The sequence below is a fragment of the Nocardia nepalensis genome (genome assembly GCF_048910785.1).
Lineage (GTDB): Bacteria > Actinomycetota > Actinomycetes > Mycobacteriales > Mycobacteriaceae > Nocardia > Nocardia nepalensis.
Map to the genome: position 1 here is coordinate 87889 of NZ_JBKBET010000037.1, position 26463 is coordinate 114351.

General features: G+C 65.4%; 21 protein-coding genes and 1 tRNA gene. 12 read left to right on the forward strand and 10 right to left on the reverse strand.

Annotated elements, in window-relative coordinates; genetic code table 11:
• Positions 1-62 precede the first annotated feature (62 nt).
• From ACHQ4I_RS32070 to aceE, 3 genes are all read right to left on the reverse strand, one after another.
• Entirely contained in the window at positions 63-977 is a 915-nt protein-coding gene (locus tag ACHQ4I_RS32070; RefSeq protein WP_420775622.1) for an ACP S-malonyltransferase, read from the reverse strand.
• Between the two features lie 128 nt (positions 978-1105).
• Entirely contained in the window at positions 1106-2440 is a 1335-nt protein-coding gene (locus ACHQ4I_RS32075) for a PucR family transcriptional regulator (protein WP_420775623.1), read from the reverse strand.
• 11 nt (positions 2441-2451) lie between these two features.
• Positions 2452-5271, reverse strand: a complete 2820-nt coding sequence (gene aceE, locus ACHQ4I_RS32080; protein ID WP_420776064.1) for a pyruvate dehydrogenase (acetyl-transferring), homodimeric type — start codon at positions 5269-5271, stop codon at positions 2452-2454.
• Positions 5272-5565: 294 nt separating this feature from the next.
• On the opposite strand from aceE, the gene ACHQ4I_RS32085 reads away from it, so the two are divergent.
• From ACHQ4I_RS32085 to ACHQ4I_RS32105, 5 genes are all read left to right on the forward strand, one after another.
• Positions 5566-6123: a hypothetical protein gene (locus tag ACHQ4I_RS32085; RefSeq protein WP_420775624.1), complete on the forward strand. Its 558-nt coding sequence runs from the start codon at positions 5566-5568 to the stop codon at positions 6121-6123.
• Positions 6124-6283: 160 nt separating this feature from the next.
• Positions 6284-6706 carry a DUF3052 domain-containing protein gene (locus tag ACHQ4I_RS32090; protein WP_040688342.1) on the forward strand — a complete coding sequence of 141 codons (423 nt, stop codon included), beginning with the start codon at positions 6284-6286 and terminating at the stop codon, positions 6704-6706.
• A 71-nt stretch (positions 6707-6777) separates the two neighbouring features.
• Positions 6778-7257, forward strand: coding sequence for a peroxiredoxin (locus ACHQ4I_RS32095; protein WP_420775625.1), 480 nt, complete (start codon positions 6778-6780; stop codon positions 7255-7257).
• Positions 7258-7289: 32 nt separating this feature from the next.
• Positions 7290-7361: transfer RNA gene (locus ACHQ4I_RS32100), tRNA-Val, on the forward strand.
• A 130-nt stretch (positions 7362-7491) separates the two neighbouring features.
• Positions 7492-8781, forward strand: a complete 1290-nt coding sequence (locus tag ACHQ4I_RS32105; RefSeq protein ID WP_420775626.1) for a hypothetical protein — start codon at positions 7492-7494, stop codon at positions 8779-8781.
• Positions 8782-9177: 396 nt separating this feature from the next.
• Here ACHQ4I_RS32105 and ACHQ4I_RS32110 read toward each other — a convergent pair whose 3' ends face one another.
• Positions 9178-10602 carry a pentapeptide repeat-containing protein gene (locus ACHQ4I_RS32110; RefSeq protein WP_420775627.1) on the reverse strand — a complete coding sequence of 475 codons (1425 nt, stop codon included), beginning with the start codon at positions 10600-10602 and terminating at the stop codon, positions 9178-9180.
• A gap of 593 nt (positions 10603-11195) precedes the next feature.
• On the opposite strand from ACHQ4I_RS32110, the gene ACHQ4I_RS32115 reads away from it, so the two are divergent.
• Positions 11196-11321: a hypothetical protein gene (locus ACHQ4I_RS32115; protein ID WP_420775628.1), complete on the forward strand. Its 126-nt coding sequence runs from the start codon at positions 11196-11198 to the stop codon at positions 11319-11321.
• 239 nt (positions 11322-11560) lie between these two features.
• Here ACHQ4I_RS32115 and ACHQ4I_RS32120 read toward each other — a convergent pair whose 3' ends face one another.
• The 5 genes from ACHQ4I_RS32120 to ACHQ4I_RS32140 all read right to left on the reverse strand — a co-directional run bounded on the left by ACHQ4I_RS32120 (position 11561) and on the right by ACHQ4I_RS32140 (position 17842).
• Positions 11561-13363 carry a serine/threonine-protein kinase PknD gene (locus ACHQ4I_RS32120; protein WP_420775629.1) on the reverse strand — a complete coding sequence of 601 codons (1803 nt, stop codon included), beginning with the start codon at positions 13361-13363 and terminating at the stop codon, positions 11561-11563.
• A gap of 468 nt (positions 13364-13831) precedes the next feature.
• Positions 13832-15103, reverse strand: coding sequence for a diguanylate cyclase domain-containing protein (locus tag ACHQ4I_RS32125; protein WP_420775630.1), 1272 nt, complete (start codon positions 15101-15103; stop codon positions 13832-13834).
• A gap of 122 nt (positions 15104-15225) precedes the next feature.
• On the reverse strand, positions 15226-15993 hold the full coding sequence (locus tag ACHQ4I_RS32130) for an MBL fold metallo-hydrolase (protein WP_420775631.1): 768 nt from the start codon (positions 15991-15993) through the stop codon (positions 15226-15228).
• Positions 15994-16155: 162 nt separating this feature from the next.
• Positions 16156-16719 (reverse strand): ester cyclase, encoded by a 564-nt coding sequence (locus ACHQ4I_RS32135; RefSeq protein WP_420775632.1) that lies wholly within the window; start codon positions 16717-16719, stop codon positions 16156-16158.
• Between the two features lie 13 nt (positions 16720-16732).
• Positions 16733-17842 (reverse strand): MBL fold metallo-hydrolase, encoded by a 1110-nt coding sequence (locus ACHQ4I_RS32140; RefSeq protein WP_420775633.1) that lies wholly within the window; start codon positions 17840-17842, stop codon positions 16733-16735.
• A gap of 89 nt (positions 17843-17931) precedes the next feature.
• On the opposite strand from ACHQ4I_RS32140, the gene ACHQ4I_RS32145 reads away from it, so the two are divergent.
• Both ACHQ4I_RS32145 and ACHQ4I_RS32150 read left to right on the forward strand, forming a co-directional pair.
• Complete coding sequence (locus ACHQ4I_RS32145) at positions 17932-18624, forward strand: TetR/AcrR family transcriptional regulator (RefSeq protein WP_420775634.1); 693 nt, start codon at positions 17932-17934, stop codon at positions 18622-18624.
• A gap of 492 nt (positions 18625-19116) precedes the next feature.
• Complete coding sequence (locus tag ACHQ4I_RS32150; protein WP_420775635.1) at positions 19117-20628, forward strand: hypothetical protein; 1512 nt, start codon at positions 19117-19119, stop codon at positions 20626-20628.
• Between the two features lie 447 nt (positions 20629-21075).
• Here the strand turns inward: ACHQ4I_RS32150 and ACHQ4I_RS32155 are convergent, their stop codons facing one another.
• Positions 21076-21369, reverse strand: a complete 294-nt coding sequence (locus ACHQ4I_RS32155; RefSeq protein ID WP_420775636.1) for a hypothetical protein — start codon at positions 21367-21369, stop codon at positions 21076-21078.
• A gap of 134 nt (positions 21370-21503) precedes the next feature.
• Between ACHQ4I_RS32155 and ACHQ4I_RS32160 the strand changes: the two genes are divergently transcribed.
• From ACHQ4I_RS32160 to ACHQ4I_RS32175, 4 genes are all read left to right on the forward strand, one after another.
• Positions 21504-22418 carry a hypothetical protein gene (locus ACHQ4I_RS32160; RefSeq protein WP_420775637.1) on the forward strand — a complete coding sequence of 305 codons (915 nt, stop codon included), beginning with the start codon at positions 21504-21506 and terminating at the stop codon, positions 22416-22418.
• On the forward strand, positions 22403-23629 hold the full coding sequence (locus ACHQ4I_RS32165; RefSeq protein WP_420775638.1) for a glycosyltransferase: 1227 nt from the start codon (positions 22403-22405) through the stop codon (positions 23627-23629). The genes ACHQ4I_RS32160 and ACHQ4I_RS32165 overlap by 16 nt, the downstream gene beginning before the upstream one ends.
• Before the next feature lie 350 nt (positions 23630-23979).
• The gene (locus ACHQ4I_RS32170; RefSeq protein WP_420775639.1) at positions 23980-24447 is read left to right on the forward strand and encodes a hypothetical protein; all 468 of its coding nucleotides are present in this window, start codon (positions 23980-23982) and stop codon (positions 24445-24447) included.
• 196 nt (positions 24448-24643) lie between these two features.
• Positions 24644-26119 (forward strand): glyceraldehyde-3-phosphate dehydrogenase, encoded by a 1476-nt coding sequence (locus tag ACHQ4I_RS32175; RefSeq protein WP_420775640.1) that lies wholly within the window; start codon positions 24644-24646, stop codon positions 26117-26119.
• The last annotated feature ends 344 nt before the right edge of the window (positions 26120-26463 follow it).

Here is a 26463-nt window from a genome sequence, read left to right on the forward strand (position 1 = left end):
CGATGGTTACCGTCTGCTCGGTCACGATCGTGCGTATTTCTTTGCACGGCCGCGGGGGAAAGCTAGCCGGAGATGGTGAGCCCGGCCAACGCGGGGAGGTCTTCGGGGGTCTTCAGGGCCAGGGTTGGCGTACCCTTCAGTTCCCGTTTTGCGATACCGACGAGCGTGCCCGCCGGCGGCAGCTCCGCCACGGCCGAAACCGCCGCTTGCCGCGCGGTTTCGGTGCACAGGTCCCACCGGACGGGCCGGGTGACCTGCGCCGCGAGCTTAGCGACCGCATCGGCTCCGGACGCCACCGGCTTGCCGTCGAAGTTCGAAAGCAGGGTCCGGGTCGGCTCGTTCGGCGTGATCTTGGCTATGGCATTGGTCACAGCGTCCTGAGCCGGAGCCATGAACGCGGTGTGGAAGGCCCCCGCGACGGGCAGCGCCCGCACCCGCGCCTTCTCGGGCGGGTTCGCGGCGAGTTCCGCCAGGGCGGTCAAAAGTCCGGCGGCCACGATCTGTCCCGCGGCGTTGCGGTTGGCCGGGACGAGGTCGAGCTCTTCGAGCCGCGCGAGCACGGCGGCCTCATCGCCACCGAGCACCGCGGACATGCCGGTCGGTTCCAGCGCGCACGCCTTGGCCATCTCCGCACCGCGGATGGCGGCCAGGGTGACCGCTTCGTCGGCGGAGATGACTCCGGCGACCGCGGCGGCGGCGAGCTCGCCGACCGAATGTCCGGCCACGATGGTATCGGCCGGAAGTGATTCCGACTCGATTTCGGCGTACGCCAGCAACGCGGCAGCCACGACGAGTGGCTGTGTCACGGCAGTGTCGGTGATCTCCTCCGCCGTCGCGGTGGTGCCGAGACGGACCAGATCCAGGCCGGAGGCCTTGGACCAGAGGGCGAGGCGATCGGTCGCGCCTGGAAGGTCGAGCCAAGGCGCGAGCATGCCGGGTGTCTGGGACCCCTGTCCAGGGGCGAACAACGCGATCACATCTCTAAGAAAACACTGTGAGGTGCACCGCACGAGATGTCGACGCGAATGAACCTTTTTGCTCGCTTTTGTGGGGGTCCCACAAAAGCGCATGTGGGTTGTCCCGATCGACTGGTTCGCCGGATCCGTTACAGGCCCTCGTGACCCATCGAGAATTGAGCGGCCTCTGGGGCGGGAGTTGACGGTTCGTTACGTGTTCGTGTCAAACGACCCACAGTTGCCGCGATTCGGAGCACATAGGCATCCCGCGGATTCATCGGATCACGCCCGGTGATCTCGGCAATCCGTTTGAGGCGGTAGCGAACCGTATTTGGATGAACGTACAGCTGCCGGGCGCATGTCTCGACGGCTCCACCGCAATCCAGATAGGCCTCGAGCGTGTCCGCCAGCGAGGAACCCGCGGCGGCCAACGGAAGCACAAGATACTCGTTCAACGCGTCGATTGCAGCTCGATCACCGAGTAATGCGCGCTCGGGTAACAATTCCGCAGCGTGCACCGGCCGCGGAGCCCCACGCCAGCCGACAACGGCCTCCATTCCGGCCAGCGCCTCCACCGCGCTGGCATGCGCCGCGCCGAGGGTGCGCATGGTCGGGCCGATCACCACCGGACCGTCGGAGAACACCTCGGCCAGCAGATCCGCGAGAAACGGTGAGACATAAGAGGTATCGCCGAGGTTTCCACTGACCACCATCACCAGTCGCGAACCCTGGACGACGGCCAGCGCCGCGCGACCGTGCCGCGCGGCGATGGTGTGCACCGAACCGACCATCGATACGCCCTGATCCCCCGGCGGGGTGCCGACCAGCACCGTCGCCGGAGCGGTGGCGTCCCAGTTCAAGGTCGCGGCCCGCGAGAGCATGTCCGGACCGGTATCGCCGCGCACCACGGCGTCCACGACCAACGCCTCGAGGCGGGTGTCCCATGCGCCACGGGATTCCGCGGCGCTCGCGTACACCGAGGCGGCCGCGAAGCCGAGCTCACGCCCGTATCGCAGCACCGCCTCGGTGAGCGCGACCAGCTGCCGGTCGTTGCGCGCGAGCGCGGGCAGCCATTGTTCGAAGAACTCCATGGCCACCCGGACCATGTCCACGGTCTGGCGCAGCGTCAGCCGCCGCGCCAGATCCTGCGGGATCACTTGGAAGGCGTCCAGGCTGAACCGGATATCGCTTTCCGGATCCTGCAGCCATTCCAGGAAGTTCACCACCGCGGTCTGCACCAGCATCTGCACGCCCGCGCGCTGCGCGGCGTCCAGATCGGCGAAGAACGGCAACCGATCCTGCATCGACCCGACCGCCTCGGTGGAGAGGCGTCCGGAGAACTGCTTCACGCGTTTGAGCAGCGTGTCCGGAAGTGGGTCACGGGTCTGCCGGTTCGGGGAGAGCGCGCCCGTCGGCAGATACACCTCGTGCTCGGAAGAGCCTTCGGAGATCCGACGCGGCCGCGGCGGTTTACGTTCCACCATCCAATCGTCCGCTATGCGAGTTCGTCTTCGGTGCCGGGAGCCGACTTCGGCGCGGCGTCGACATCATCGATGCGGTATTTCGCCGCCGCCTCGGTGACCTTGGCGGGATCGATCTTGCCGGTGCGTGCCAGTGCCGCCAAGGCCGCGACCACGATCGATTGCGCGTCGACGTTGTAGACCCGCCGCGCGGCCGGGCGGGTGTCGGAGAAACCGAAACCATCCGTGCCGAGCGTGGTGAAGTCGCCGGGGACCCACTTGCGGACCTGGTCCGGCACCGCGCGCATCCAGTCCGTCGCGGCCACGTACGGACCATCGACCCGGGCCAGCGCCTGGGTGACGTACGGAACCCCGGCGTCGGTGCCCGGGTTGCGCAGCTGGGCGATCTCCTTGTCCAGCGCCTCCTTGCGGAGTTCGCCCCACGAGGTCACCGACCAGACATCGGCCTGCACACCCCAGTCCTCGGCGAGCAGCGCCTGGGCGTGCACACCGTCGGGCACCGTGACGCCCGAGACCAGGATCTGGGCGCGCACATTGCCCTCGCCGCCGCGCTTGTACAGGTAGATGCCCTTGAGCAGTCCGGCGATATCGAGATCGTCGGGCTCGGCGGGCTGTACATACGGCTCGTTGTAGAGGGTGATGTAGTAGAAGACGTCCTCGCCACCGAAGTCGCCGGCGGACCCGTGCGGATGCGTGCCCGGCAGTGCGCCGGGTCCGGGCTCCGGGGTGCCGCCGCCGTACATCCGGCGCAGGCCGTCCCGCACGATGTGCGCGATCTCGAAGGAGAACGCGGGATCGTAGGTGACCACGGCCGGGTTGGTGGAGGCGAGCAGCAGCGAATGGCCGTCGTTGTGCTGCAGGCCCTCACCGGTCAGCGTGGTCCGCCCGGCGGTTGCTCCGAGCACGAAACCGCGCGCCAGCTGATCCGCGGCCGCCCACAATCCGTCGCCGGTGCGCTGGAAGCCGAACATCGAATAGAAGATGTACAGCGGGATCATCGGCTCGCCGTGCGTGGCGTAGGAGGTGCCCGCCGCGGTGAACGACGCCGTCGAACCGGCCTCGTTGATGCCCTCGTGCAGGATCTGCCCGACGGCGCTCTCTTTGTAGGCAAGCATCAATTCCGCGTCGACGGAGGTGTACAACTGCCCGTTGCGGTTGTAGATCTTCAACGAAGGGAACCACGAGTCCATACCGAAGGTGCGGGCCTCGTCCGGAATGATCGGCACGATCCGCTTGCCGATCTCCTTATCCCGCAAGAGCTCCTTCATGAGCCGGACCAGGGCCATGGTGGTGGCCACATTCTGCTTGCCGGAACCCTTGCGCACCGACTTGTACGCCTCGTCCCCGGGTAGTTGCAGCGGCTTAGCCGCGGTGCGCCGTTCGGGCAGGAAGCCGCCGAGCGCCTTGCGGCGATCGAGCATGTACTGGATTTCGCGCGCCTGCATGCCCGGGTGGTAGTACGGGGGCAGGTACGGATCCTTCTCCAACTCGGCGTCGGAGATCGGAATCCGCTGCAGGTCACGGAAGTCCTTGAGGTCCTGCAGGGTCAGCTTCTTCATCTGGTGCGTGGCATTGCGACCCTCGAAGTGCTTGCCGAGGGTGTAGCCCTTGATGGTCTTGGCCAGGATCACCGTCGGCTGACCCTTGTGCGCCATCGCGGCCGCGTAGGCGGCGTAGACCTTGCGGTAGTCGTGACCACCGCGCTTGAGGTTCCAGATCTCCTGATCCGAGAGATCCTGGACCAGGGCCTTGGTGCGCGGGTCGCGGCCGAAGAAGTGGTCGCGGACGTAGGCGCCGTCATTGGCCTTGTAGGTCTGGTAATCACCGTCCGGAGTGCTGTTCATAAGGTTCACCAGCGCGCCGTCGCGGTCGGCGCCGAGCAGCGCGTCCCACTCGCGGCCCCAGATGACCTTGATGACATTCCAGCCCGCGCCACGGAAGAACGACTCCAGTTCCTGGATGATCTTGCCGTTGCCGCGCACCGGGCCGTCGAGACGCTGCAGGTTGCAGTTGATCACGAAGGTCAGGTTGTCCAGTCCCTCGTTGGCGGCCACCTGGATCAGGCCGCGCGACTCCGGCTCGTCCATCTCACCGTCGCCGAGGAAGGCCCAGACGTGCTGGTCGGAGGTGTCCTTGATGCCGCGGTCGTGCAGGTAGTGGTTGAACCGCGCCTGGTAGATGGCGTTCATCGGGCCGAGGCCCATGGACACCGTCGGGAACTCCCAGAAGTCGTTCAGCAGCCGCGGATGCGGATACGACGGTAGGCCGTGGCCCGGGCCGCCGTGGCTGTACTCCTGCCGGAAGCCGTCCATCCGGTCGGTGCTCAACCGGCCCTCGAGGAAGGCGCGGGCGTAGATGCCCGGCGAGGCGTGACCCTGGATGAAGATCGAATCGCCGCCGCCGGAATGGTCCTTGCCACGGAAGAAGTGGTTGAAGCCGACCTCGTAGAGCGCCGCCGAGGACGCGTAGGTCGAGATGTGGCCGCCGACACCGATGCCGGGACGCTGGGCCCGGTGCACCATGATCGCCGCGTTCCAGCGGATCCAGGCACGGAAGCGCCGCTCCACCTCTTCGTCGCCGGGGAACCACGGCTCGTTCTCGGTGGGGATGGTGTTGACGTAGTCGGTGGAGGTCAGGGATGGGATGGCGACCCTACGCTCACCGGCGCGTTCCAACAGCCGGAGCATGAGGTAACGCGCGCGGCCCGGACCTTCTCGGTCGAGCATGTCATCGAACGATTCGAGCCATTCGGAGGTTTCCTCCGGGTCGATGTCCGGTAGGTAGGACGCCACTCCTTCGCGGATCACCCGCACCCGGCCGCCGGTCGGCGGCACATGCGATCCATTCGAATCGCGCGCGGAGTCGGTACCAGCGGATTTCGCTGGTACGGAAGAGTGGATCAGGTCGGTCAAATCTGCTCCTCGTACAGGGGTGGACAAGCTGATGGGCGTCTGTTTCCCCGGGCGGACACGCTTGGTTGGCGGACCACCCGTCTACGTTAGGTTCGGGCGCACCTCCATCCTTGCGGAAGATGTGGCCCAGGTCATCATGTCAGGGGCATCTGCAGTACGGTTCCGCAGGGAACGTGAGTCGAGTACCGCCGACGACAAAGAGGGGCGAGCAGAACAATGAAGGTGCTGGACCCACGCGGGTTCGCAGCGGTGTGCGCGGTAGCGGCGGTCGCGTTCGGCCTCACCGTCGCCGGATGCGCGAAACACGTTGAGGGAGTTGCCAATCCGAACACCTCGGAGCTGGCGGCCTACAAGGCCGATGCGGCCTCCTCCTCCGCCGCGGCCACCTCTTCGCGCAAGGCCGCCGCACAGGCACAGGCGATCAGCGACAACTGCGGTCAATTCCCCACAACTACGGGCGTCGGCGTCTCGAAGTACAACGAATTCGTAGATGCGCACGATGCGAACGCGCCGGACTACAACGCCAAGCGCGATACCGCGGCCAAGACGCTCGAAGACGCCGCGAACAAGGTCGAAACCGGCGTGAACAACGCCAACGGCGCGCTACCGGCCGATCTGCAGGCGAAATTCACCGAATACATCGCCGCCGCACGGCAGCTGGCCGCCGAAACCCGCAAGATGACCTACACCGCGCCGGTCGGCGCGCTCAACGATGCGAGCAAGCGGGTCAACGACGCCCGCAACGCGGTCAAGGACGCCTGCCCGAAACGCTGAAATTCATCCCACGAACCGAGGGCGGTTGGCGAAAATCGGTCAACGACACGAGGTTGTCACGCGACATTCCATGGGTATTTCATCGGATCAGCTTGCGCTCGAGGCGATAACCATGTTCGCTTGCAACTACCTATTGTCTGGAGTTGAGGAGGACACCACCGTGGTCGCCGCGGCGGACGCGCAGAACTACGCTCAGAAGCTTGGCATTACACACGGCATGGTTGTCCAGGAGCTGGGCTGGGACGAGGACACCGACGACGACCTGCGGGCCGATGTCGAAGAGGCCAGCGGCGGGGAGATGGTCGACGAAGACTCAGACGAGGTCGTCGACGCCGTACTGCTGTGGTGGCGAGAAGGCGACGGCGATCTGGCGGATGAGCTGATGGAAGTCATCAGCCCGCTGGCCGACGAAGGCTTCATCTGGGTGCTCACCCCCAAGACCGGACAGCCTGGCCATGTCGACCCGAGCGATATCGCCGAAGCGGCGCCCACGGCGGGTTTGACGCAAACCTCGGCGATCAGCCTGGGTGCCTGGTCCGGCAGCCGCCTCGTGCAGCCCAAGGCACCCTCGAAGCAGCGCTGACCGCTTTCGCTATGGTTTCGCCGGGTGGTGTTTCACCACCCGGTGCAGCCCGACACGATGGAGGATCAGTGATGCCATTCGAGGTTGGCCCGCTGGAAGTCGGCACGCCCGCGCCGGATTTCACGCTGAAGGACCAGAACAACCAGGCCGTCACGCTCTCGGACTACCGCGGCAAGAAGAACGTCCTGCTCGTGTTCTATCCGCTTGCCTTCACCGGAATCTGCCAGGGCGAGCTGTGCAGGGTCCGGGACGAGCTACCCAAATTCCAGAACGACGATGCGGAAATTCTCGCCATCTCGGTCGGCCCGCCGCCCACTCACAAGATCTGGGCCGCCGAACAGGGCTATGTCTTCCCGCTGCTATCGGACTTCTGGCCGCACGGCGCCGTCGCCCAGTCCTACGGCGTCTTCAACGAGAAATCCGGATACCCCAACCGCGGCACCTTCGTCGTAGACCGCACCGGCGTCATCCGCTTCTCCGAAATGAACGGCCCCGGCGAGGCCCGTGACCAGGCGGCTTGGGAGAAAGCGCTCGCCGCGCTAGAGTCCTAGACCGGCCCGCCGGTAACCCACCGGCGGATCCCGGGCGTATAGCTCAGTGGTAGAGCTCTGGTTTTACACACCAGCGGTCGGGGGTTCGAACCCCTCTGCGCCCACTTGCAAGTACCGAGATAGATCCATGTTTTTGTGGGGCAAGCCCCGTTGCGCAGCGGGTTGCGTGGGGCAAATGTGGGGCTGGCAGGCTGATATGCACCATCTTGCGACGATGTACGGGGAGATTTCGACGTGGTTGTGTACGACGACAACACGAAGCCACGGACCGTCGCACAAGGGATCGAACCCAACAGCCCTGCTGGTCAAGCGCTTGAGAAGTACTGCGGGACGGTGGACTACCACGATGGCCACCGCTTGCTGCGCTGGGAAAGCCGAGATCTTCTAGTCAGTATCGGGAAACCGGAAGGTTTCGGATTCGCCTCCATTGAACACCTGCGGGTGATTCAGTTCGGAGGGCAGCCAACGGGGTATATCCCCGTGACCAGTGTCTCCATGCCCCTTCCTCAACTGTTCTATGGACACCCCTGCGCTGGCGAAGAACTCGTAGTACCAGACGAACTGGATGGCGACTGGCGCGAGCTCGCCAAAAAGGTGCTCGTGCCGCTCCTCAAACCGATGCGCGAGCGTCCTGGATTCAGCTGCGGAGTCAAGTGGGACGAGTCGGAGGAGTCGGCGTCATACACACCGCTCATCCATGATCTCGACGGCAATGTCTTCGCCATGCGGTACCGACCCCCGCGGGGTGCTCTCGAATGCTTGTACCTTCCGGAGGCGATTGAGGACATAACGCCCTGGTTGTTGGCGGCATTCAAGGACTGGTCGAAGGAAGACTCGGCAACCTTTCCTGCGGAGCCAGCGTGGACGTCCGATCCAATGTGGATGACCCCTGCCGAGCTTGCCGCCCGCGCTGCGCTGGACCGTCAGCAGGAGGAAACGCAGCGGATCATCGCTGAACAGGAACGCAAAATCGCTGCCGCCCAAGCGCAACTGAAAGTCGAGCAGGACGCGGCCGATGCTGACGAACGTGTCCTGCTGACTTCCGGCGATGACGAACTCGTCGATGCTGTCGAATCCGCCCTGTGTCGGCTCGGCTTCACAGTCCGCAACATGGACAGGCAGGAACGTCGACAGCAGAAACGAGAGGACCTTCGTGTGGTTCTCGATGACTGGATTGCGGTGTGTGAGGTTAAGGGGTACACATCAGGCGGCAAGCCGTCCGATCTTCAAAAGCTCAGCCGATGGGTCACCCTCTACGCACAGGAGAACGGCGGCAAGCTCCCATCGGCCCAGTGGTACGTCGTAAACCAATTTCGGGAGCGCGATCCAAGCACTCGACGTCTGTTACTCCACGGACATCAGGAGGATCTTGACGCACTCGCTGAAGCGGATGGCCTGGCCATCGATACTCGAGACCTCTTTCACCTTGGCAAAGCAGTTGCGCTAGGACAAATGACCGCAGAAGCGGCGCGACAGCGCTTGATCAGTGCAACGGGACGATTCACCTTCTCACAGACCGACTGATCTAACTGTTCGGAACAGGAACCGCGGTAGACCGAGAACCGTCTCATTCGCACCCTTGTCCCTACCTCCGGGTGGGCCGGGCCCGCAGCATCTGGCACGGACCCTCTTCGATACCAGCGTGCATGAACGGCGCTCGTTGGTCATCCCCGGTGCCGGCCTGTACGTCGCCGCGGTGGCCGGCCTGGATGCGGCCGATTTCGATGCCGATGACTACACCGTCACCCCGGTCAGCCAAGCCATCGTGTCCGGCATGGTGATCGTCGCGAAAACCGCCACCGGCCCATCGAATTCGGGATATGCCTCCCACGGAAATCCCAAGTGGGCGACTGATGTAGCGGTATTCGCGGGTTTATCTGTTTGCCCAGTTCAGAGGGTAATCCCAGCCACCGCAGTTAGTTATGACACTGCCACCACTGCGGGTGGCCAGTCTGCCGGCTCAATGTTCGAGGGTTTCCGATCACCGTCGTCAGCCCAATCGAACTGCGGCGGTGGCGGCCCCCACTGGCGCGGAGTTCTGAAGACAACTCGACCGGAGCCGAAATCGGCGGCCCGGAAACTGGCCCAGCTCTCAAAAGAAACATTTGCGAACGTGGCCTTGCTAGTGAACGTAGATTTGTCGAACCTGGCGTTGCCGGTGAATGTGACTTCGTAGAAGCCGGCGTTGCTGGTAAATATTGCTTCGTCAAACCTGGCGTCGCCGGTGAATATGGCTTCGTCGAACCTGGCGTCGCCGGTGAACGTCGCCCCGACGAACCTGGCGTCGCCGGTGAACGTCGCCCCGACGAACCTGGCGTCGCGGGTGAACGTGGCCCTGCCGAACCGGGCGTAACTGGTGAATGTAACGCTACCGAACCCGGCCTCGCGGGAGAATGTGACGCCACCGAACCTGGCATCACTGGTGAAAGTGGCACTGCCGAAGCGGGCGTTGCTAGTGAATTTTGCTCTGCCGAACCAGGCCTCACCGATGAAGATAGCTTCGACAAACCTTGCGTCGCCGGTAAATATGACTTCGTCGAATCTGGCGTGGCCGGTGAATGTGGCTTCGTCGAATCTGGCGTGGCCGGCGAATTTGGCACTGACAAACTTGGCGTCACCAGTGAAGATGGCCAAGTCGAACTTGGCATCGCGGGCGAACGTGGCACTGCCGAACCTGGCGTAGCTGGTGAATGTAACGCTACCGAACCCGGCTTCGCGGGTGAACGTCGCTCTATCGAACTCGGCGCTGCTGGTGAAGGTGGCCCTGCTGAACTCGGCGTCGCCGGTAAAGGTGGCCTCGACGAATATGGCGGTACCAGTGAAGGTGGTGTTGTCGAAACGGGTGGCGCCGGAGAATGTGGCTCGGCTGAAGTCGACGTTTTCGAGGTGGGCGGTACGGAAGTCGAAATTACTTGTCGACCAGCTGTATTCGGCTTCGGATCGAAGGTGGTCGGCGATGACGCGGACGATAGTCGCGCGGACTTCGCGGTCGTTCTGCCGGTACTCGATATGTTCCTCGGTCTCCCCACGTACTCGCCCGTGTTCGACGCGGGGTGCCTTGACCACGAACTTGGTCCGTCCGCTGGCACCGTGCTCGGCGTCGTAGGGCAGTCGCAGGTAGCCGCAGAGGACGTCGATACATTGCTGCCGACGTAGTCCGTCGGATTCGTCGGCTACACCGGCCATGGCGTAGACCCCGGCGATGCGGACCGCGACGTCGGTCGCGCCGAGCTGGGCGGCCGCGGCGCCGAATCGTTCGACGAACCGGCTCTGCTCGAGATCGCGTTGCCGGCGGTAGGCGATCACCAACGCGACGACCCCACCCACGCCGGCGACGACGGTCAATGCGACCCGGGTGACGTCGATCGGCGCGGCTTTCGCCTCGCTGGTCGGGGTGATCCATCGCAGGAACCCGTACGCAGCCATCGCCAGGACCAGACCGACACCGAGCGCGCAGCCGACCGCAGCAAATAATCCGATCCGCCCAGCACGGCGACCTAGCGCCGCCCTGTCGGTCCTGCTCATCCGCGCCCGCAGCGCGATCGACTTCGTACGTGCCTGCGCGCCAACAGCGCTCACCCACCCAAGCATCGCTCGATTCTGATCGAAACCACGGCGTTACGTACAGCATCCGCCGGTTCTCCAGCCGTGACTGGCGTCGAAGAGTCGAATCGTGCGCTGCGTCCGAATCAGCTTGCTGGCTCACGACACGGACGACCTATCGCAGAGGCCGGCACTGGTACCGACCTCACGCGACAAGCGCGCCAAAGCGATACGGCATGAACCATGCACACCGAACGAACTGACGTCGCCACCCGATAATCACTTGCTGCAGCCAACTATCGCAACCCGACTGCTACTCCCCACCCGACCCATCTCCTCACAGACACCGACTCTCCCAACTCATCCCAACCCGACCCATCTCCACCATGACGGACATGGAGCAGACCAGCGGCAGCGTGGAGCAAAACGTGGAGCAGGCGCATGTTTCAGCCTGTCGTTTCGTGTCGTTGAGTGTCGGCTACCCGACTCGCCGAATTACGCTGGCCTGCATGGATTTATGAATGCATCCACAGTGGCCACGGGCTCACACAACCATTTTCGGCTGTGCTGGTTTACACACCAGCGGTCGGGGTTCGAACCCCTCTGCGCCCGCCGAAGAAGTACCGGCTGGACAAGGGTTTTCGACACCCGACCTTCTGCTTCATGCGCATTCCGTGGAGCGTGACCATTTCAGCTGAGCCGCCTGCCACTGGCCGCGCCATCGTCCACTGCCACCCCGGATTCCGAACGCTCACACAATTCAGCCGACCGGGAGTTTCACCACCGGATCGGGGCCCAGGTCGGTGACGTATATGTCTCCCGCCGTATCGACCGCCACACCCTGGGGATTCTTCAGGCCGGTGAACGGCAGCGGGGTCGGCGTCGACGCGCCCGCCGCCAACATCACCACCCATTTGTTACCCCAATCGACGACGTATACGTCTCCGGCCGCGTCGACCGCCAAACCCTGGGGATCCTTCAGGCCGGTGAACGGCAGCGGGGTCGGCGCCGACGCGCCCGCCGCCAACCTCGTCACGTGCTCGGTACCCAATTCGGTGACGTATACGTTGCCCGCCGTGTCGACCGCCACACCATCGGGACCTTGGAGCCCCGTCAACGGCAGCGTCGTCGGCGCCGACGCGCCCGCCGCCAATTTCATCACCCGATCATTACCCCGGTCGGCGACGTATACGTCTCCCGCCCTGTCGACCGCCACACCATGGGGAGCCTTCAGGCCGGTGAACGGCAGCGGAGCCGGCACCGACGCGCCCGCCGCCAATTTCATCACCCGATCGTTACTCGTGTCGCTGACGTATATGTTGCCCGCGGTGTCGACCGCCACATCCTGGGGATTCTTCAGGCCGGTGAACGGCAGCGGGGTCGGCGCCGACGCGCCGGCCGCCAATTTCATCACCCGATCGCTACCCATGTCGGTGACGTATACGTTGCCTGCCGTGTCGACCGCCACACCGGTGGGTAGGGTTACGCCGGTGAACGGCAGAGGAGTCTGTGGCGAGTAGGCCCCGGCAATAGGTGGGGGCGAGTTGCCACCGCCACCTGATTCCCGTTGGACACCGATGACGACAGCTACGGCGGCCACCACTGCGACCGCGACCGCGGCGGCGAGCAGCCCGGCCGTCTTGGGCGAGAATCTGATTCGCCGCCCAAGGCGTGCGGCCACGCCCCCGGTGGTGCTGACCGCGGAATCGCCCACCGCGGCGCGGGCCGCCGCGGCCAGTTCGCGCACGGTCTGGTAACGATGGTCGGGATCTTTGGCCATTCCTTTGGCGATGACCGCATCGAACGCGGTCGGTACATCGGGTGTAGTCGTGCTCGGACGCGGCGGCGGGGTGTGCAGATGATGGGCGATCACACCCTGCATCCCCAATGCGCTCGCAAACGGCGGCTGGCCGGTCAGGCACTCATACAGCACGCACGTCAACGCGTACACGTCCACTCGGGCATCGGCCTTGACCTCCGCGCCGATCTCCTCCGGCGCCAGGTAGGCGACGGTGCCGATGGTCTCGCCGGTCGCGGTCAGCGTACGGTCGTCGGCGGCGTGGGCGATCCCGAAGTCGATCAGCGAGGCGAACTCATCGGCCCCTAGCAGGATGTTGGTGGGTTTGACATCACGGTGGACCAGCCCGGCGTCGTGGGCCGCCTGCAGCGCGCCGGCCACCTGCGCGATGATCGCCACTGCCCGCTGCGGCGACAAGGCGCCTTCTCGCGTGATCACCTTGCGCAGGTCGGTGCCCTCGATCAAGCGCATATTCAGATAGAGCCGACCGTCGATGTCGCCGAAGTCGTGGATGGGGATCACATGCGGCTCGGTCAACTGCGCCACCGCCCGGCACTCCCGGCGGAACCGCTCGCGCAGCTGCTCGTCATCGGCGAAGCGCTCGGGCAACAGCTTGAGCGCCACCTCGCGGTTGGTCAGCGAATCATGCGCCCGCCACACCTGGCCCATGCCGCCCTGACCCAGCAGCGACAGAAGCCGATAGCGTCCGAACACCTGCGCTGGCCCCCAAGTGGCGTCCATGCCACCCACTGACTTGTCATCCATTGTGCCGTCCCGTGACCACCCGACTCGAGAGTTGGCGCTATCGTCGGCGCGCGAATTTCCCAGCAATGCTCATGCCGGCAAGTACGCAGCCGGGCACTGCCCCGCCACCGGTGCGAGTGCGCGGATTGTGCCCAGAAATCCGCCAGCAAACCTGTCGCAGATTCAGCGTACCTCTGAGCCATACGCGGCCACCGGGACGGCTAGCGGTGCCGAATTTGCTCGCCGCTGCCAGCGCGCCTATTCCGGCCGCAGCTGTAGTGCGCCGGTCGCGGGCGAGTGGCCGCATTACGACTGCAAATGCGTCGACTGCGGCGCGCGCTACGACGTCGTTCACGAGCGCCGATACGACAGCAACTCCGGGTGGCAGTGGACGCCGCGCGAACCGCGATGGCGGTTCTGGCGCAGCCGCTGACGGAGCCTACGAAGACGGAAATCGGCTCCGCAGTCACCTTGCGTCGGACCGTGGGCCTATTGCCTGGTTGCGGGGCCGTTGTCGGTGCGGTGCAGGACCCAGGTGCCGCGGCCGGCGGCCTTGGCGCGGTATAGGCCGACATCGGCGTCGTCCAACAGCTTTTCGGCATTCGCGCCGGCGACCGGGGTGACGACAGCGCCGATGCTGGCCGACATCGACAGCAGATCGCTGGGACCGACTGGAACCGGATCTCGCAGCGTCGCAAGCATGGTTTCGGCGGCAGCGTGGGCCGTGTCGTCATCGCAGGGCGGTGCGAGCAGCGCGACGAACTCGTCTCCGCCGATGCGGGCCAGCGTGACCGTCGGCGAGGTCAGGTTCGCGTCGAGCCTGCGGCCGACCTCGGTCAGTACGCTGTCCCCCGCGCGGTGGCCGTAGCGGTCGTTGATCAGCTTGAACGCATCGAGATCGAGGAAGCACAAACCGATTTGATCGGCGGGGCGGGCCGCCGCGACAATGGCCTCCAACTGCTCGAGCAGGCAATGCCGATTCGGCAGACCCGTCAACGGGTCGTGACGGGCCTGCCACCACAGTTTCTGCTGTATAGCCCGCCGTTCGGTGATGTCCTCCCCGACGGCGAGCACGCGCACGTCACGTCCGCTCGCGCCGTGCACCAGCGTCATCGTCCACGCACCCCAGCAGACGCTGCCGTCGGGGCGACAGAAGCGGCCTTCGAAGTGCGCGGTGCCGTGTCTGCGCCTCAGCAAACCGATGACCTCCTGACGGAGCTTCTCGCGGTCGTCGGGGTGCATGAAGTCCAGACCGGACACCCCCGGCAGGTCCTCCCGGTTCATCCCGATCATCCGCGCCGTTGTGGGATTGGCCTCGAGCGTGATGCCGTCGCTGTCGTAGAGCGCGATGGCCACCGCGGCGTTGTCGAACACCACGCGGAAGCGATGGTCGGCAGCCTCTTGGCTGCGGGCATGGACGTTCAACAGCTCGGTGGTGTAGCCGCGGCCCAGCTCTCCCAGGAGCGCGCCGAACCGCTGTGCTCGATCCGGCCGCGGTGATCGCTCCAGCAAACCGGCCAGCACCGCCGCGGTCGGGGTCATCATGGCGGGGACCGTCAGGTTCGACTGGACCATCTCGACCCCGACTCGGCATGCGGACGCCGGGTCGAACGACTCGGCCGACAAGGCAGCTTCCAGCTCGATGATCCACCTTGTCGTCAACTGGCGGATGTCGTGCGGCAGCGGCGTCGGCACGCCACCGCAATCGACCAGGGCTGCCGACCAGTCCCGCGCCATGTCGGCAACCTCGCGACTGTCCATAGGCGCGGACCTTTCTCCATCGCTGGGACCATCAACACTGACGACCCTCCCCGACTCGCTAACAATGAGCATACGAAAGAACCGCTGTGCATGTTGTGTCGGTGGCGGCCGCTACTTCCTGCTCAGTCCAGCGTCTGTTGGGCGCGGCGGAGAAGAACGGGATCGTGCGCGTTGACCAGGAGCAGGTCGGGAGCGTGTGTGGTCCATAGTTCGGTGAGCCGTTCGTGGTTGGCCCGGACCTGAGACATGTCGTTGGCGATGAAGCGTTCCATGATGGTCAGGGCTCGGGGCGCGCGGCCGGTGCCATCGATCTGTCCGTGGTGGTAGAACGCGTCGCCGGCGTGCAGGATCCATCGTTTGCCGGTATCGATGGCGACGGCGGCGTGGCCGCGACTGTGGCCGGCCAGACCGATCATCAGGAGGCCGGGTGCGATGTCGGTGAGCTCATTGGTGGCGGGGAAGCCGTTCCACGGCTCGCCGTAGCCGGGGAGGTGGCGAACCAGCGTCGGGTGGTGGTCACGTTGGGTGGGTAGGTATCGGCCCTTTTCGACGAAACCTCGCGGGTGCAGTGCCGCGTCTGCTTCACCAGCGCTGAGGTGAACTCTGGCCCAGGGGAAGTCCGCGAGCCCGCCGGTGTGGTCGGCGTCGAAGTGGGTGAGCACGATATCGCGGACATCACGCGGGTCGAAGCCGAGGCGTTCGATCTGCCGGATGGCGGCTTCGTTCTCGTCGAACCGCGGCCGCACGTAGTAGCGGCCCGGCCCGAACCGGGGGCCCGGATCGGCCGCGTCGCGCAGGCCGAGTCCACTGTCCACCAGTACGAGGCCGGTGTCGGTTTCCAGGAGCAGGACATGGCAGACCAGGCCCTCGGGGGTGCGCGGCGGGCGCATGGTGCCGCGCGGTTGAGACCCGCGGCCGTGACCTGGATGCGGATGGCGCCCAGTTGTTCGGGCAGGTCGCGGTCCTCGAGGATCCAGTCGGTGCCCTTGCCACCGACTAGTGCGCGCATTGTCACGGTCTTCTCCTGAGTTCGTTCGAGTTGAGGGCGGCGGTCAGTCGCCGAGGTTCGGTGGTGTGGTGCTCAGCAGGCGGGGGTCTGGTTCGTTTCCGGCTGTGGCGGCGACTCCGGCGAGGGCGCGCGCGAGGGTGAGCAGGTCGCGGGGGTTGCGTTTGTCCAGCCCGCCCAGCAGTTGCTTCAGGACGGTGAGCTGGTCGAAGTAGATCCGTTCGATCGTCAGGTTCTCCTGCTCGTCGAACACGAAGTAGGCCGTCATCCTGGTCCGGTGGGTCGATCCGGTCGGCGGTATCTTGCCCAGCGGCCCCAGATGTGTTCCGAGCAGCCAGAATTCGACGATCACCGCATCGTGACTGTGGCGCATCGCGATGATCTCGTGGTCCTGGTCGGGAAAGGCGCGGCGGGTGTCGCGGTAGTAGTCGCGGACCTCGGCGTCGCCGTCGTGCACGACCATCGGCGCGATCAGCTCGTAGTGCGGGTGCGGGAACGTCGAGAGTGTCGCGTCCCAGTCCTGGGCCACTTCGTCGTGGAAGTGATCGAGGACGAGTTTCTCGCGAGCGCGCAGGATGTGTTCGGGGGGCAGGGTGAATCGTGCGGACATGGTTGGTCGCTCCTCAGTGCTGAGAGCCGTGGGTGATGTGGCCGTGATGGAAGGTGGGGTGGGTGCCCGGGCTGGTCCATACCCCGGTGAGCTCGCTGGAGGGGAAGAACTGCAGGAAGCGGGAGTCGGCTTGGCTGCGGTCGGCCAGTGTCTTCTCGAGGATGATCGAGTTGTACTGGTCGGCGGTGGTTTCGATCGTGTTGGCGTTGAGCACGATCTCCTGCTGCCACTGCCGCGCCCACCGGGCCAGCCCCGGTAATCGAGAATGTTCCGGTGTCAGCGCCTCGGTCGCGATCACGTTCTCGCTGCTGACCCAGATTCCGGTCGCGGTGTTGAGCACCAGGCTCTGGTTGCCGAACACATGCCCTGGTGTCTTGACCACGGCGACACCGGGACCGAGGACGATCGAGCCCTCGATGGGCAGGAACGCTTCGGCGGGCACATCGCGGTAGGTGGCGGGCTGATACCACGGCTTCTGCAGCGGGTGCAGTTCGGCCATTCCCGCCAGCTCGTCCCGCTGGACGATGACTTTGGCGTTGGGGAAGATCGCCGCCGGCTTGGTGTTCAGGTCGGCCTGATGAGTGGTGGTGCCGATCCAACGCCGCAGATCCTGGGTGTGCAGGTGGTCGAACATCAGGTAGTCGACCTGCTCGCGGGCGATCCCCAGACGTGACAGATGCTCCAGGACCGTGCCGTGCTCGCGGACCATGCGCCGTTCGATCACGGCCGGGGTGCGCTGGGCGAGATTGTCGAAATACGGTGTGTAGCGGCCCAGTTCGACATCCGAGGGCTCGAACAGCAGAGTGCGGCGGCGACCGTCGGAGTCGTGCCAGCGGATCACGAGCATGCGGTTGGTGATCGACAGGAACGGCGCGATGGCGCGTGCGGCACGGAACAGGCCGAACCGGGTGGGATACGGCAGTGTCACCAGATCACAGGTGGTGATGCTGTCAGGCGTGCCGGTACTCGGAAACTCGCGGCGGAATGCTGCTGCCTGTTCACGAGCTGCCCGCAAGCGTGCGCCCGGACCGCCCTCGACGTGAGCGAGATCGGTGAATGTGTCGATGCGTTCGCCGACCGTCGGAAGATCGGCTACGTCGGCGGCGCCCCAGGGAAAACGCATATCGGACTCCAATATCCACAGCGTGGGTTTACGTGCACGCTATACCCACGATGTGGATTTAATCAAGGGGTTTGAGGCAGAATGGCCGCATGACCAGCCAAGCTCCCTCGACGCGCCGCGGACGACCTCCGAAGGGGTCCGGTCAGCTCACCCGTGCGGCGATCGTCGAAGCGACTCTCGAAGTGATCGACCGCGACGGGGTCGGCGCTGTCGGTATGCGAGGGGTTGCGCGAGTGCTCGGTGTCGATCCGAAAAGCCTGTACAACTACGTCGACGGCAAGGACGGGCTGCTCGATGCAGTCGCCGAGCATCTTTTGGGCTCGATCGAGTTGCCGTCGCAAAGTGGCGACCTCCGCAGCGATCTGCGTGCCATCGCGGATGCGTTCCGCGATCGCGCCCTGCTCCACCCTGCGGCCGCGGCGCTGGTGCTCACCAGGCAATTGGCATCGCTGGAGGGCCTGGCGCCGATCCAGTCGGTGCTGGCGGTCCTGCGCGCCGCGGGTTGCCCACCCGAGGAAGCGGTCCATCTGCTGCGAACGTTGTTGGCTGCCCTTATCGGCACCCTGCTGCGTGAAGTGAACGCTGGCCCCACCTACGGAACCAGCGATACCGCCGGCATCGCCGCGCGCCGGGCGACACTGGAACAGTCGGGACTGCCTGCCGTTGTCGAGGCCGCGCCGTATCTGGCTCGATTCGACAGCCAGGCGGAATTCGACTTTGCGATGAACCTGGCGCTCGATGCGGTCGTCGCCCGCATCAATGGTTCGACGCGGGACCGCTGAACGCTTGTCTCATCTCAGACCGACCTTCATCTCCATGAAATTTCTCGAGGTGCTGGGATCTGACATTGTAGGGATTTACGCCTACTTCATTTCTTGTATAACTGTTCAACTCGGCCACTTTTATGTAGCGGTTCTGAAACAAACCGCTGAGAGCGCTGATCTGTTTCGGGGGTTGCGATAGCCTGTCCCGGCTCTGGCGGGCGTCGTGGACGACTGCTGCGGGGCGTGAAATCCAAGAGCATGCCTAGAGGCAAATCCCCGAGGTAGAAGGCCCCCCGAGGGCTCCGCATTCCGCTTGCGGGCACAGACCAGGAAAGGCCGGATGAGTTAATCGCGCTCGGTCGCAGTTTCCCAATTATATTTTTGCGCTTCTGGCCGCGGATCTTAGTTCTGGCTAGATCAAAGGCGCTATCTTCATTGCGGAGTACTGGTCAAATCTGCATGGCGCAATCGCTCATCTCATGGCATATCCGGCCCCGAGAGGATTCGACTATGACGACGTATGCACCGGTCACCATCCAGCAAGCACAGTTCCCGATCATCGAATCGTTCACCCAGGAGACCCTGATCAACCCGCACTGGCAACTGCTGGGCAGCGCGCGGCTGAACGACGGCAGCCTGGAGCTCACCCCCAACGCCAATTCCAAGGCCGGGACGGCGTTCCTCGATCAGCCGTTCTCGTCCGCACTCGGCGTCACCATCGACTTCGACTACGCCTGCGAGGGCGGGGCAACACTCGGCGACGGCTTCAGCGTCTACGTGATCGATGGTGCGCACACGACGCAGCCCGGTGGCATCGGCGCCGCACTCGGCTACTCCATCACGAAGTCCTCGCCCGGGCAGATCGTCGCGCCGGGAGTCACCGCCGGGTTCGTGGGCGTCGGCTTCGACAACTTCGGGAACTTCGCCACGCCGCTGGCCGGTACCGGAGGCGGCGCACAACGGCCCAACACCGTCGGGGTTCGCGGAGCCGGCAATCTTCGAGAAGGGTTCGCCTGGCTCACCGGCGTTCAGGTGCCGAATGGATTCCACGCGTCGTGGGAGCGCGGCGCGCACATCCAGGTCTCCATCATCGGCGGTCGGCTCACCGTTCGCCACGCCGACAAAGCCAACCCGAACGGCACCTTGCTGATCGACGACTTCGATCTCGCCGGCGCAGACGGTCAGCCACCCGTGCCCGAGACCTTCAAGCTGGGCTTCGCGGCCGGAACCGGCGCCGCGACCGCCTACCACCGGATCAGGAACCTCAAGGTGACCCTGCCCGCGGAAATGCCTCTGGAGATCAGCGGCCCGCAGACAGCGCAGTCGGGACATCGGATCACCTACACCATCGGCGTGCAGAATCTCGGCCCCAACGACGCCCCCGACGCAGTGGTGGACGCCGCTGTCCCGACAGAGCTGACCGATCTGGAACTGACCTGCCAGGCCGAGAACGGTGCCGTCTGCGGCACCGGTTCGGTCCGCGACGGCTTACACATGCCGATCGACCTGCCCAAGGGCAGCAAGGCAGTCATCAACCTGACCGGCACCATCGACCCGCAGTACGAGGGCCGACTCACCTGCACCAGCCTCATCACCTCACCGTCACGGGCCAATACCGCCGAACGGCACTCCGGATCGGTCACCACCGAGGTCGATCGGCCTCCTGTCACCGTCTCCCCCGTGATCGTCGGGCAATGGGCCCAAACGTGGCCCGAGGACGCGAAGGGGTGGGTCATCAGCTACGAACTCACTCTGGCCGCCCATGAGCAGCGGGTGGTGTGGTGGGAGATCCGCTTCGACGTCCCGCCACGAACCCGCATCAATCCCCAGCAGACCCAGTGGTACAGGGTGATCAAGGACGGCACCGACGGATCGGTCGTCATCACTACACCGGATGACAAGCACACCATCGAGCCCGGCACACCCCTGACCGTGGCCGTGCAACTGCTCTACCCATCCCAGCACGAGGCCGGTGATGGCACCCTGCGCAACCTGCACGCCACCGAGGTGACCCGCCCATAGCCCCGTCTCCGAGCACTTCCACTCGTAGCCGGTGCCCGTCGAATCCCCAGGGACCGTCGGAACGCGGCGAAACAGAGTCGAGCGGGCCGGGACACGGCATCGGGATGCCCCCCAATCCATTCCCCGACCCCCTCGCAGCTTCCCACATATCGGTCACCTTCCTTCTCCGCAGTTGGTCGGCCGATCAGGTGGAACTGGTGGCGGCATCGGCCGAGAGCGTGCCGCCGTCAGTTCCACGTGATCACTTGTCCAGTAGTGCATCTCGGGCGGACCGCAGCGGCGGACGGAGGCATATGCGTCCTACGCGGTGTCCGGACGCATCCGATCCGACTTCGGCGGTCGGAACTCCGTAAGGGGCCGTTAGTCGCGGTCAGTGGGCCAGAAGATCATGGCGGCGATGACCGCCAGGGCAGCGCGATCACGAACACGAGTCGAATTGAGTCGCGCTCATCGGTGAACCCCACCGATCGCGGACCAGCGGGCGAAAGACTCACGCGGCGCGGCGCATTCGACGTCGGCGACCGCGATCAGTCGATTCAGTGTCTGCGCGTCCACGTGCGCCGACGAGGTCAACAGCACCACGTCGACCCCGTACGCGACAGCCTGTTCGACCAGACCGAGCACCGAACCCGCGTCGGCCCAGAGCAACACGTAGCCGAGCCGTCGAGCCAAGCGGCGCATTCGGGCCGCGTCCCATTCCGGTGTCGGTGATGACGGGTCTATCCAGCCGAGCGCGCTCATGCCACATCCCCTCCTGTCGTTGGCAGGCGCCCGCCACCGAGGACTTCCCGTCGACCCGGAGGCGGGGCTGAAAACGACGCTAGGCGTATGCATTTGGCCCCACAGCTGTCCTGCCGTCCACAACCGTCTACATCGTGGCCAGCACGTGCCATGTCGACCTGGGTGAAACCGCCGCCGCGGCGGCGCGCGGGCACCTGGCGTGGAAGCTCGCGGACGAAGCCGGGCACCGTGAGATCGCGGCGTGGTGCCTGGAAACACGGGCGTGGCAGCAACTGACGGACGGGGTATTCGTGGCAGCGGCGCAACTGTCGCGCGCCGCGCAATCCCTTGCCCCGGAAGACAGTTCGGCATTCATCCAAGCCACTGCCCAGGAGGGCCGCGCGCTGGCTCGGCTCGGGGACAGCAAGGGCACATACGACGCGCCGCGGAGGGTCGCCGGGCTGGTATCCGGGCTGAGCACCCCCGACCGGCCGGAGCACCATTTCCGGTACGACCCGGCGAAGTCGGATGCCTACGTGGCCACCACGTTGGCATGGCTCGGCGATCCAGCGGCGGAGTCCTACGCGCGGCACGTTCTCGCCGATCTGGCTGGCGCTGCGTCCGTCCGCCCGCGTCGAATCGCTTCGGCGAATCTGGACCTGGGGCCTGGCGCTGGTGGCGGCCGACAACCGGACGAAGCGGCGCACGTCGCGCTGGCGGCGGTGGAATCCGGGCGTCTGGTGCCGTCGAACTACTGCGTGTGTCCGAAGTTGTCACGAGGATCGAAGGCCGGGGCGCGCCTGACGCGGCCGTGGTGCGCGAAGCGTTCCGCGACACCTATCGGGCGTAGCGGCGAAAGGCTAGTGCGCGGCAGCAGCTGCACCCGTTCCTGCGGCAGTTCGTACATCACCTGCTGCGCCAGTTCCGGCGCGAGAAGACCCCACTCCCTTCCACTTTCAGCTTATAGCGGACTGGGGGGCTTGCGGCAAGACCCCCGTCGTGCCGCAGAATCACCGGCCGAAGGTCAGAATCTGCGGAAATGGGGAGTTGCGAAGTGCGCGTGTTGTTGACGACGTGGGGATCGCGCGGGGACGTCGAGCCGCTGGCGGGGCTCGCGGTGGCGTTGCGAGGGCTCGGCGCGGAAGCGCGGGTGTGCGCGCCTCCGGATGAGGATTTCGCGGCGCTGCTGGCGCGTGTGGGTGTGCCGATGGTGCCGCTGGGCCCGACGGTGCGCTCGGTGGTCGCCGGCACGAAGCCACCGACTGCCGAAGATGCGTTCCGGCTCGCTGCCGAACTGGTCGCCGCGCGGTTCGAGACGCTCACCGCGGCGGCCGAGGGGTGTGACGCGCTGCTGGCGACCGGTCTGATGCCGGCCGGCGCACGAGATGTGGCCGAGAAACTGGGCATCCGCTATGTGCTCGCGTGCTTTCAAATCTATGGAATGCCGTCGCGGCACCGCCCTCCGCTGAGGCGGCCGGGCACACAGTCCCCGCAGGATGAGACCGACATCCGGGTGCTGTGGGAGCAGGATGCCCAGAGGGTGAACGCGTTGTACGGCGAGGCACTCAACAGCCATCGGGCGGCGATCGGCCTGCCGCCGGTGGACAACGTCCGTGACTACGTTTTCACCGACCAGCCGTGGCTGGCGGCGGACGCGACGCTGTGCCCGTCGCAGGGCATGACGGACCTCGACGTAGTGCAGACCGGGGCGTGGATCCTGCCGGACGACCGTCCGCTCCCGGAAGGGCTGGCATCGTTCCTGGACGCGGGTGAACCACCGGTGTACGTCGGCTTCGGCAGCATGGCCGCGCACGCCCCGAAAGACATCGCCCGGGTGGCCATCGAGGCAGTCCGGGCACACGGCCGCCGCGTCGTCCTCGCCCGCGGCTGGGCCGAGCTGACCCCGATCGACGGCGCCGACGACTGCTTCGTCGTCGGCGAGGTCAACCAACAGGCACTGTTCGCCCGAGTAGCCGCCGTCGTGCACCACGGCGGCGCGGGCACCACGACGACGGCCGCCCGCGCTGGCGCGCCTCAGGTGGTGGTCCCCCAGATCGCGGACCAGCCGCATTGGGCCGCCCGAGTGGCCGAGCTGGGCATCGGTGTGGCACACGACGGCCCGACGCCGACCTCCGACTCCCTTTCCGCCGCGCTCACAACGGCACTGGCCCCCGAGACTCGCGCGCGAGCCAGGGCCGTGGCCGGCACGATCCGCGCCGACGGGGCGACAGTGGCCGCGAAACTACTCCTCGACGCAGCCAGCCCGAAAGGCCGCCCGTAACCGTGTGAACCACGGAATCGTCGAGCCGTGGCTGGACTCGATGCCCTTTCCGGCGGCCTTGCGCCAACATGTGCCGAAGCTCATGCTTCATCAATAGGAACACCGCGCACGTTGAGGGCGATCATTCGGTCCGAATTACCTCCGGCGGACGGTGCTGTCGGCCGGAGTCGGCGTGTTCTACGGCGTGCGCGAATGCCCCGAGGAGGACCTCGCTCAGATCGTTCTCGGCTCCTGCCCCGTCGATGCCGACGGGAGCAACACGGGCCCAGCCGCCCACGGTCTCCACTGCTGCGGACGCGACGCCCGAACCGCGACCCCTGAAGCAGTCACCCCAAAGCAAAGGAGTAAAGATGTCCACCATCCACTTCAAGGAGACCACGAGCTCGACACCGGAGCAGTTCGTGTCGGCACTCACCGATTTCGGGCCGGGTCGCTCCCAACTGTTCGGCAACAGCGCCGACGAATACCTCGAGGTGCACGACCGGGGCCGACGTGATGCTGACGTCACGGAGGGCTCGCGCGGCATCTGGGAACGCCTGCACTACGACTGGTCGAACCCCGACCGCGTCGTCATGACGACCACCGATTCGAACGTATGGGGCGGCCACTCGGGTCACACCTACACCTTCACACGGCGACCTGACGGAATGACCGATGTGGATGTCGTCATCGTGCGCGAGGGCAAGAATCTCAAGGGACGGGTCCTCGAAGTCGTGGTCGGGACCGTCGGCAAACGCGTCCTGAAACAGGCCCTCGACAAGACCGTCAAGGCTATCGAAACCCGCGGCAACGACGGGGGAACGCCAGAACCCTCGTGACGCGACCGCTCCGCCGGACACCATTCGCAGGCACCACGACACTCGCCACCGGCCGCGAACGGACGAGACACCAACCTCGCCAAAAGTCTTCCGCGTCAGTGACTCGACCTCACAGGGGGGTAGCGGGGGCGTGTGATAGCGGCGCCCTGGATAGCATCGATCGTCGTACAGATCGAGGAAACCCCGAGGACTTGTGTTGATTAACGACCATCTTGACCGCTGGAACGCTCACGAGGCTTCGGCGGAGGCGATGATTCCGATCATTGGCAGGCTGTATCGCGAGAAGGGGGTGACCATCCTTCTGCACAGCCGGTCGCTGGTGAACAAGTCGGTGATCAGCATTCTGCGGACGCATCGGTTCGCGCGGCAGATCGAGGGTGAGGAGCTGTCGGTCGAGGAGACGCTGCCGTTCCTCGAAGTGCTCAGTGGGCTGGATCTGGGGGCCTGCAAGATCGACCTCGGCCGGTTGGTGATGGCGTATCGCGCCGACGATCGCGGACTGTCGATCCCCGAGTTCACCGCCGCGGTGCTGGCCGATGTCACCGATGGCAACAAGGCCGAGCCGCAGGGGCCCCGGGACGTGGTCCTGTACGGCTTCGGTCGGATCGGTCGTCTGGTCACTCGCCTGCTCATCGAGAAGGTCGGGTCCGGCAACGGGCTGAACCTGCGGGCCGTGGTGGTGCGCAAGGGCGGCGAGGGTGATCTGGCCAAGCGGGCGTCGCTGCTGCGGCGGGATTCGGTGCACGGACAGTTCAACGGAACGATCAAGGTCGACGCCGAGAACGACACCATCATCGCGAACGGCAACGTCATCAAGTTCATCTACAGCGATGATCCGACGACCATCGACTACACCGAGTACGGGATCAACGAGGCGATCCTGATCGACAACACCGGCAAGTGGCGTGACCGTACGGGCCTGTCGCAGCACCTGCGTCCCGGCATCGCGAAGGTCGTGCTCACCGCGCCCGGCAAGGGCGACGTTCCGAATATCGTGCACGGCGTCAACCACCGCGACCTCGATCTCTCCGAGCAGATCTACTCGTGCGCTTCGTGCACGACCAACGCGATCGTGCCGCCGCTCAAGGCGATGGATGACGAGTACGGCATCGTCCGCGGTCACGTGGAGACGGTGCATTCGTTCACCAACGACCAGAACCTGCTGGACAACTTCCACAAGGCCGACCGCCGCGGCCGCTCCGCGCCGTTCAACCTCGTACTCACCGAAACCGGCGCCCAGTCCGCCGTGGCGAAGGCGATGCCGGACTTCAAGGCCAAGATCACCGGCAGCTCGATTCGCGTTCCCACGCCGGATGTCTCGGTCGCGATCCTCAACCTGCAGCTCCAGCAGGAGGTCACGAAGAGCGAAGTGCTCGAGTACCTGCGCCAGGTATCGCTGTCCGGACCGTTGAGCCGCAACCTCGACTACACCGCGGCCACCGATGTGGTCTCCAGCGATTTCATCGGATCCCGCGCGGCATCCATCGTCGACGCCAACGCCACCATCGTCGACGGCGACACCGCGATCCTCTACCTCTGGTACGACAACGAATTCGGCTATTCGTGCCAGGTGGTGCGGACGGTGCAGTACATCTCGGGCATCGAGTATCCGACGTACCCGCAGGTGGGTGCACAGCATCGCGCCGCCGTTCCCGCGGCCGCCGCGCGTTAGTCCGCACACCCGTACTTTCGGCCGAAACCTGTTCGGCCATCGGGGTTTTCCGCGACCGATCATCGGCAACTCACGCGCCGCGCGAGCAGCCGGTATCTCGGCAACACTGCCATTCGGGTTGCCGGTCGAAGCGGTGGGCAAGGGCTTGCCGTCGGCGCCATGCCGCCGGCTTGCCGTCGGCGCCATGCCGCGACCGGCGACCGCGGACCGCCGATAACGGTCCCACATCGGCGGTCAGGATCGGCCGGAATTCGGAGTTTCCGACCTCGGCAGCACCGCGTGGCATCCGGCTTGATCCGACGACGGCCGAGGGCAGTCCGATCACGACGACGTAGCCGAGCATG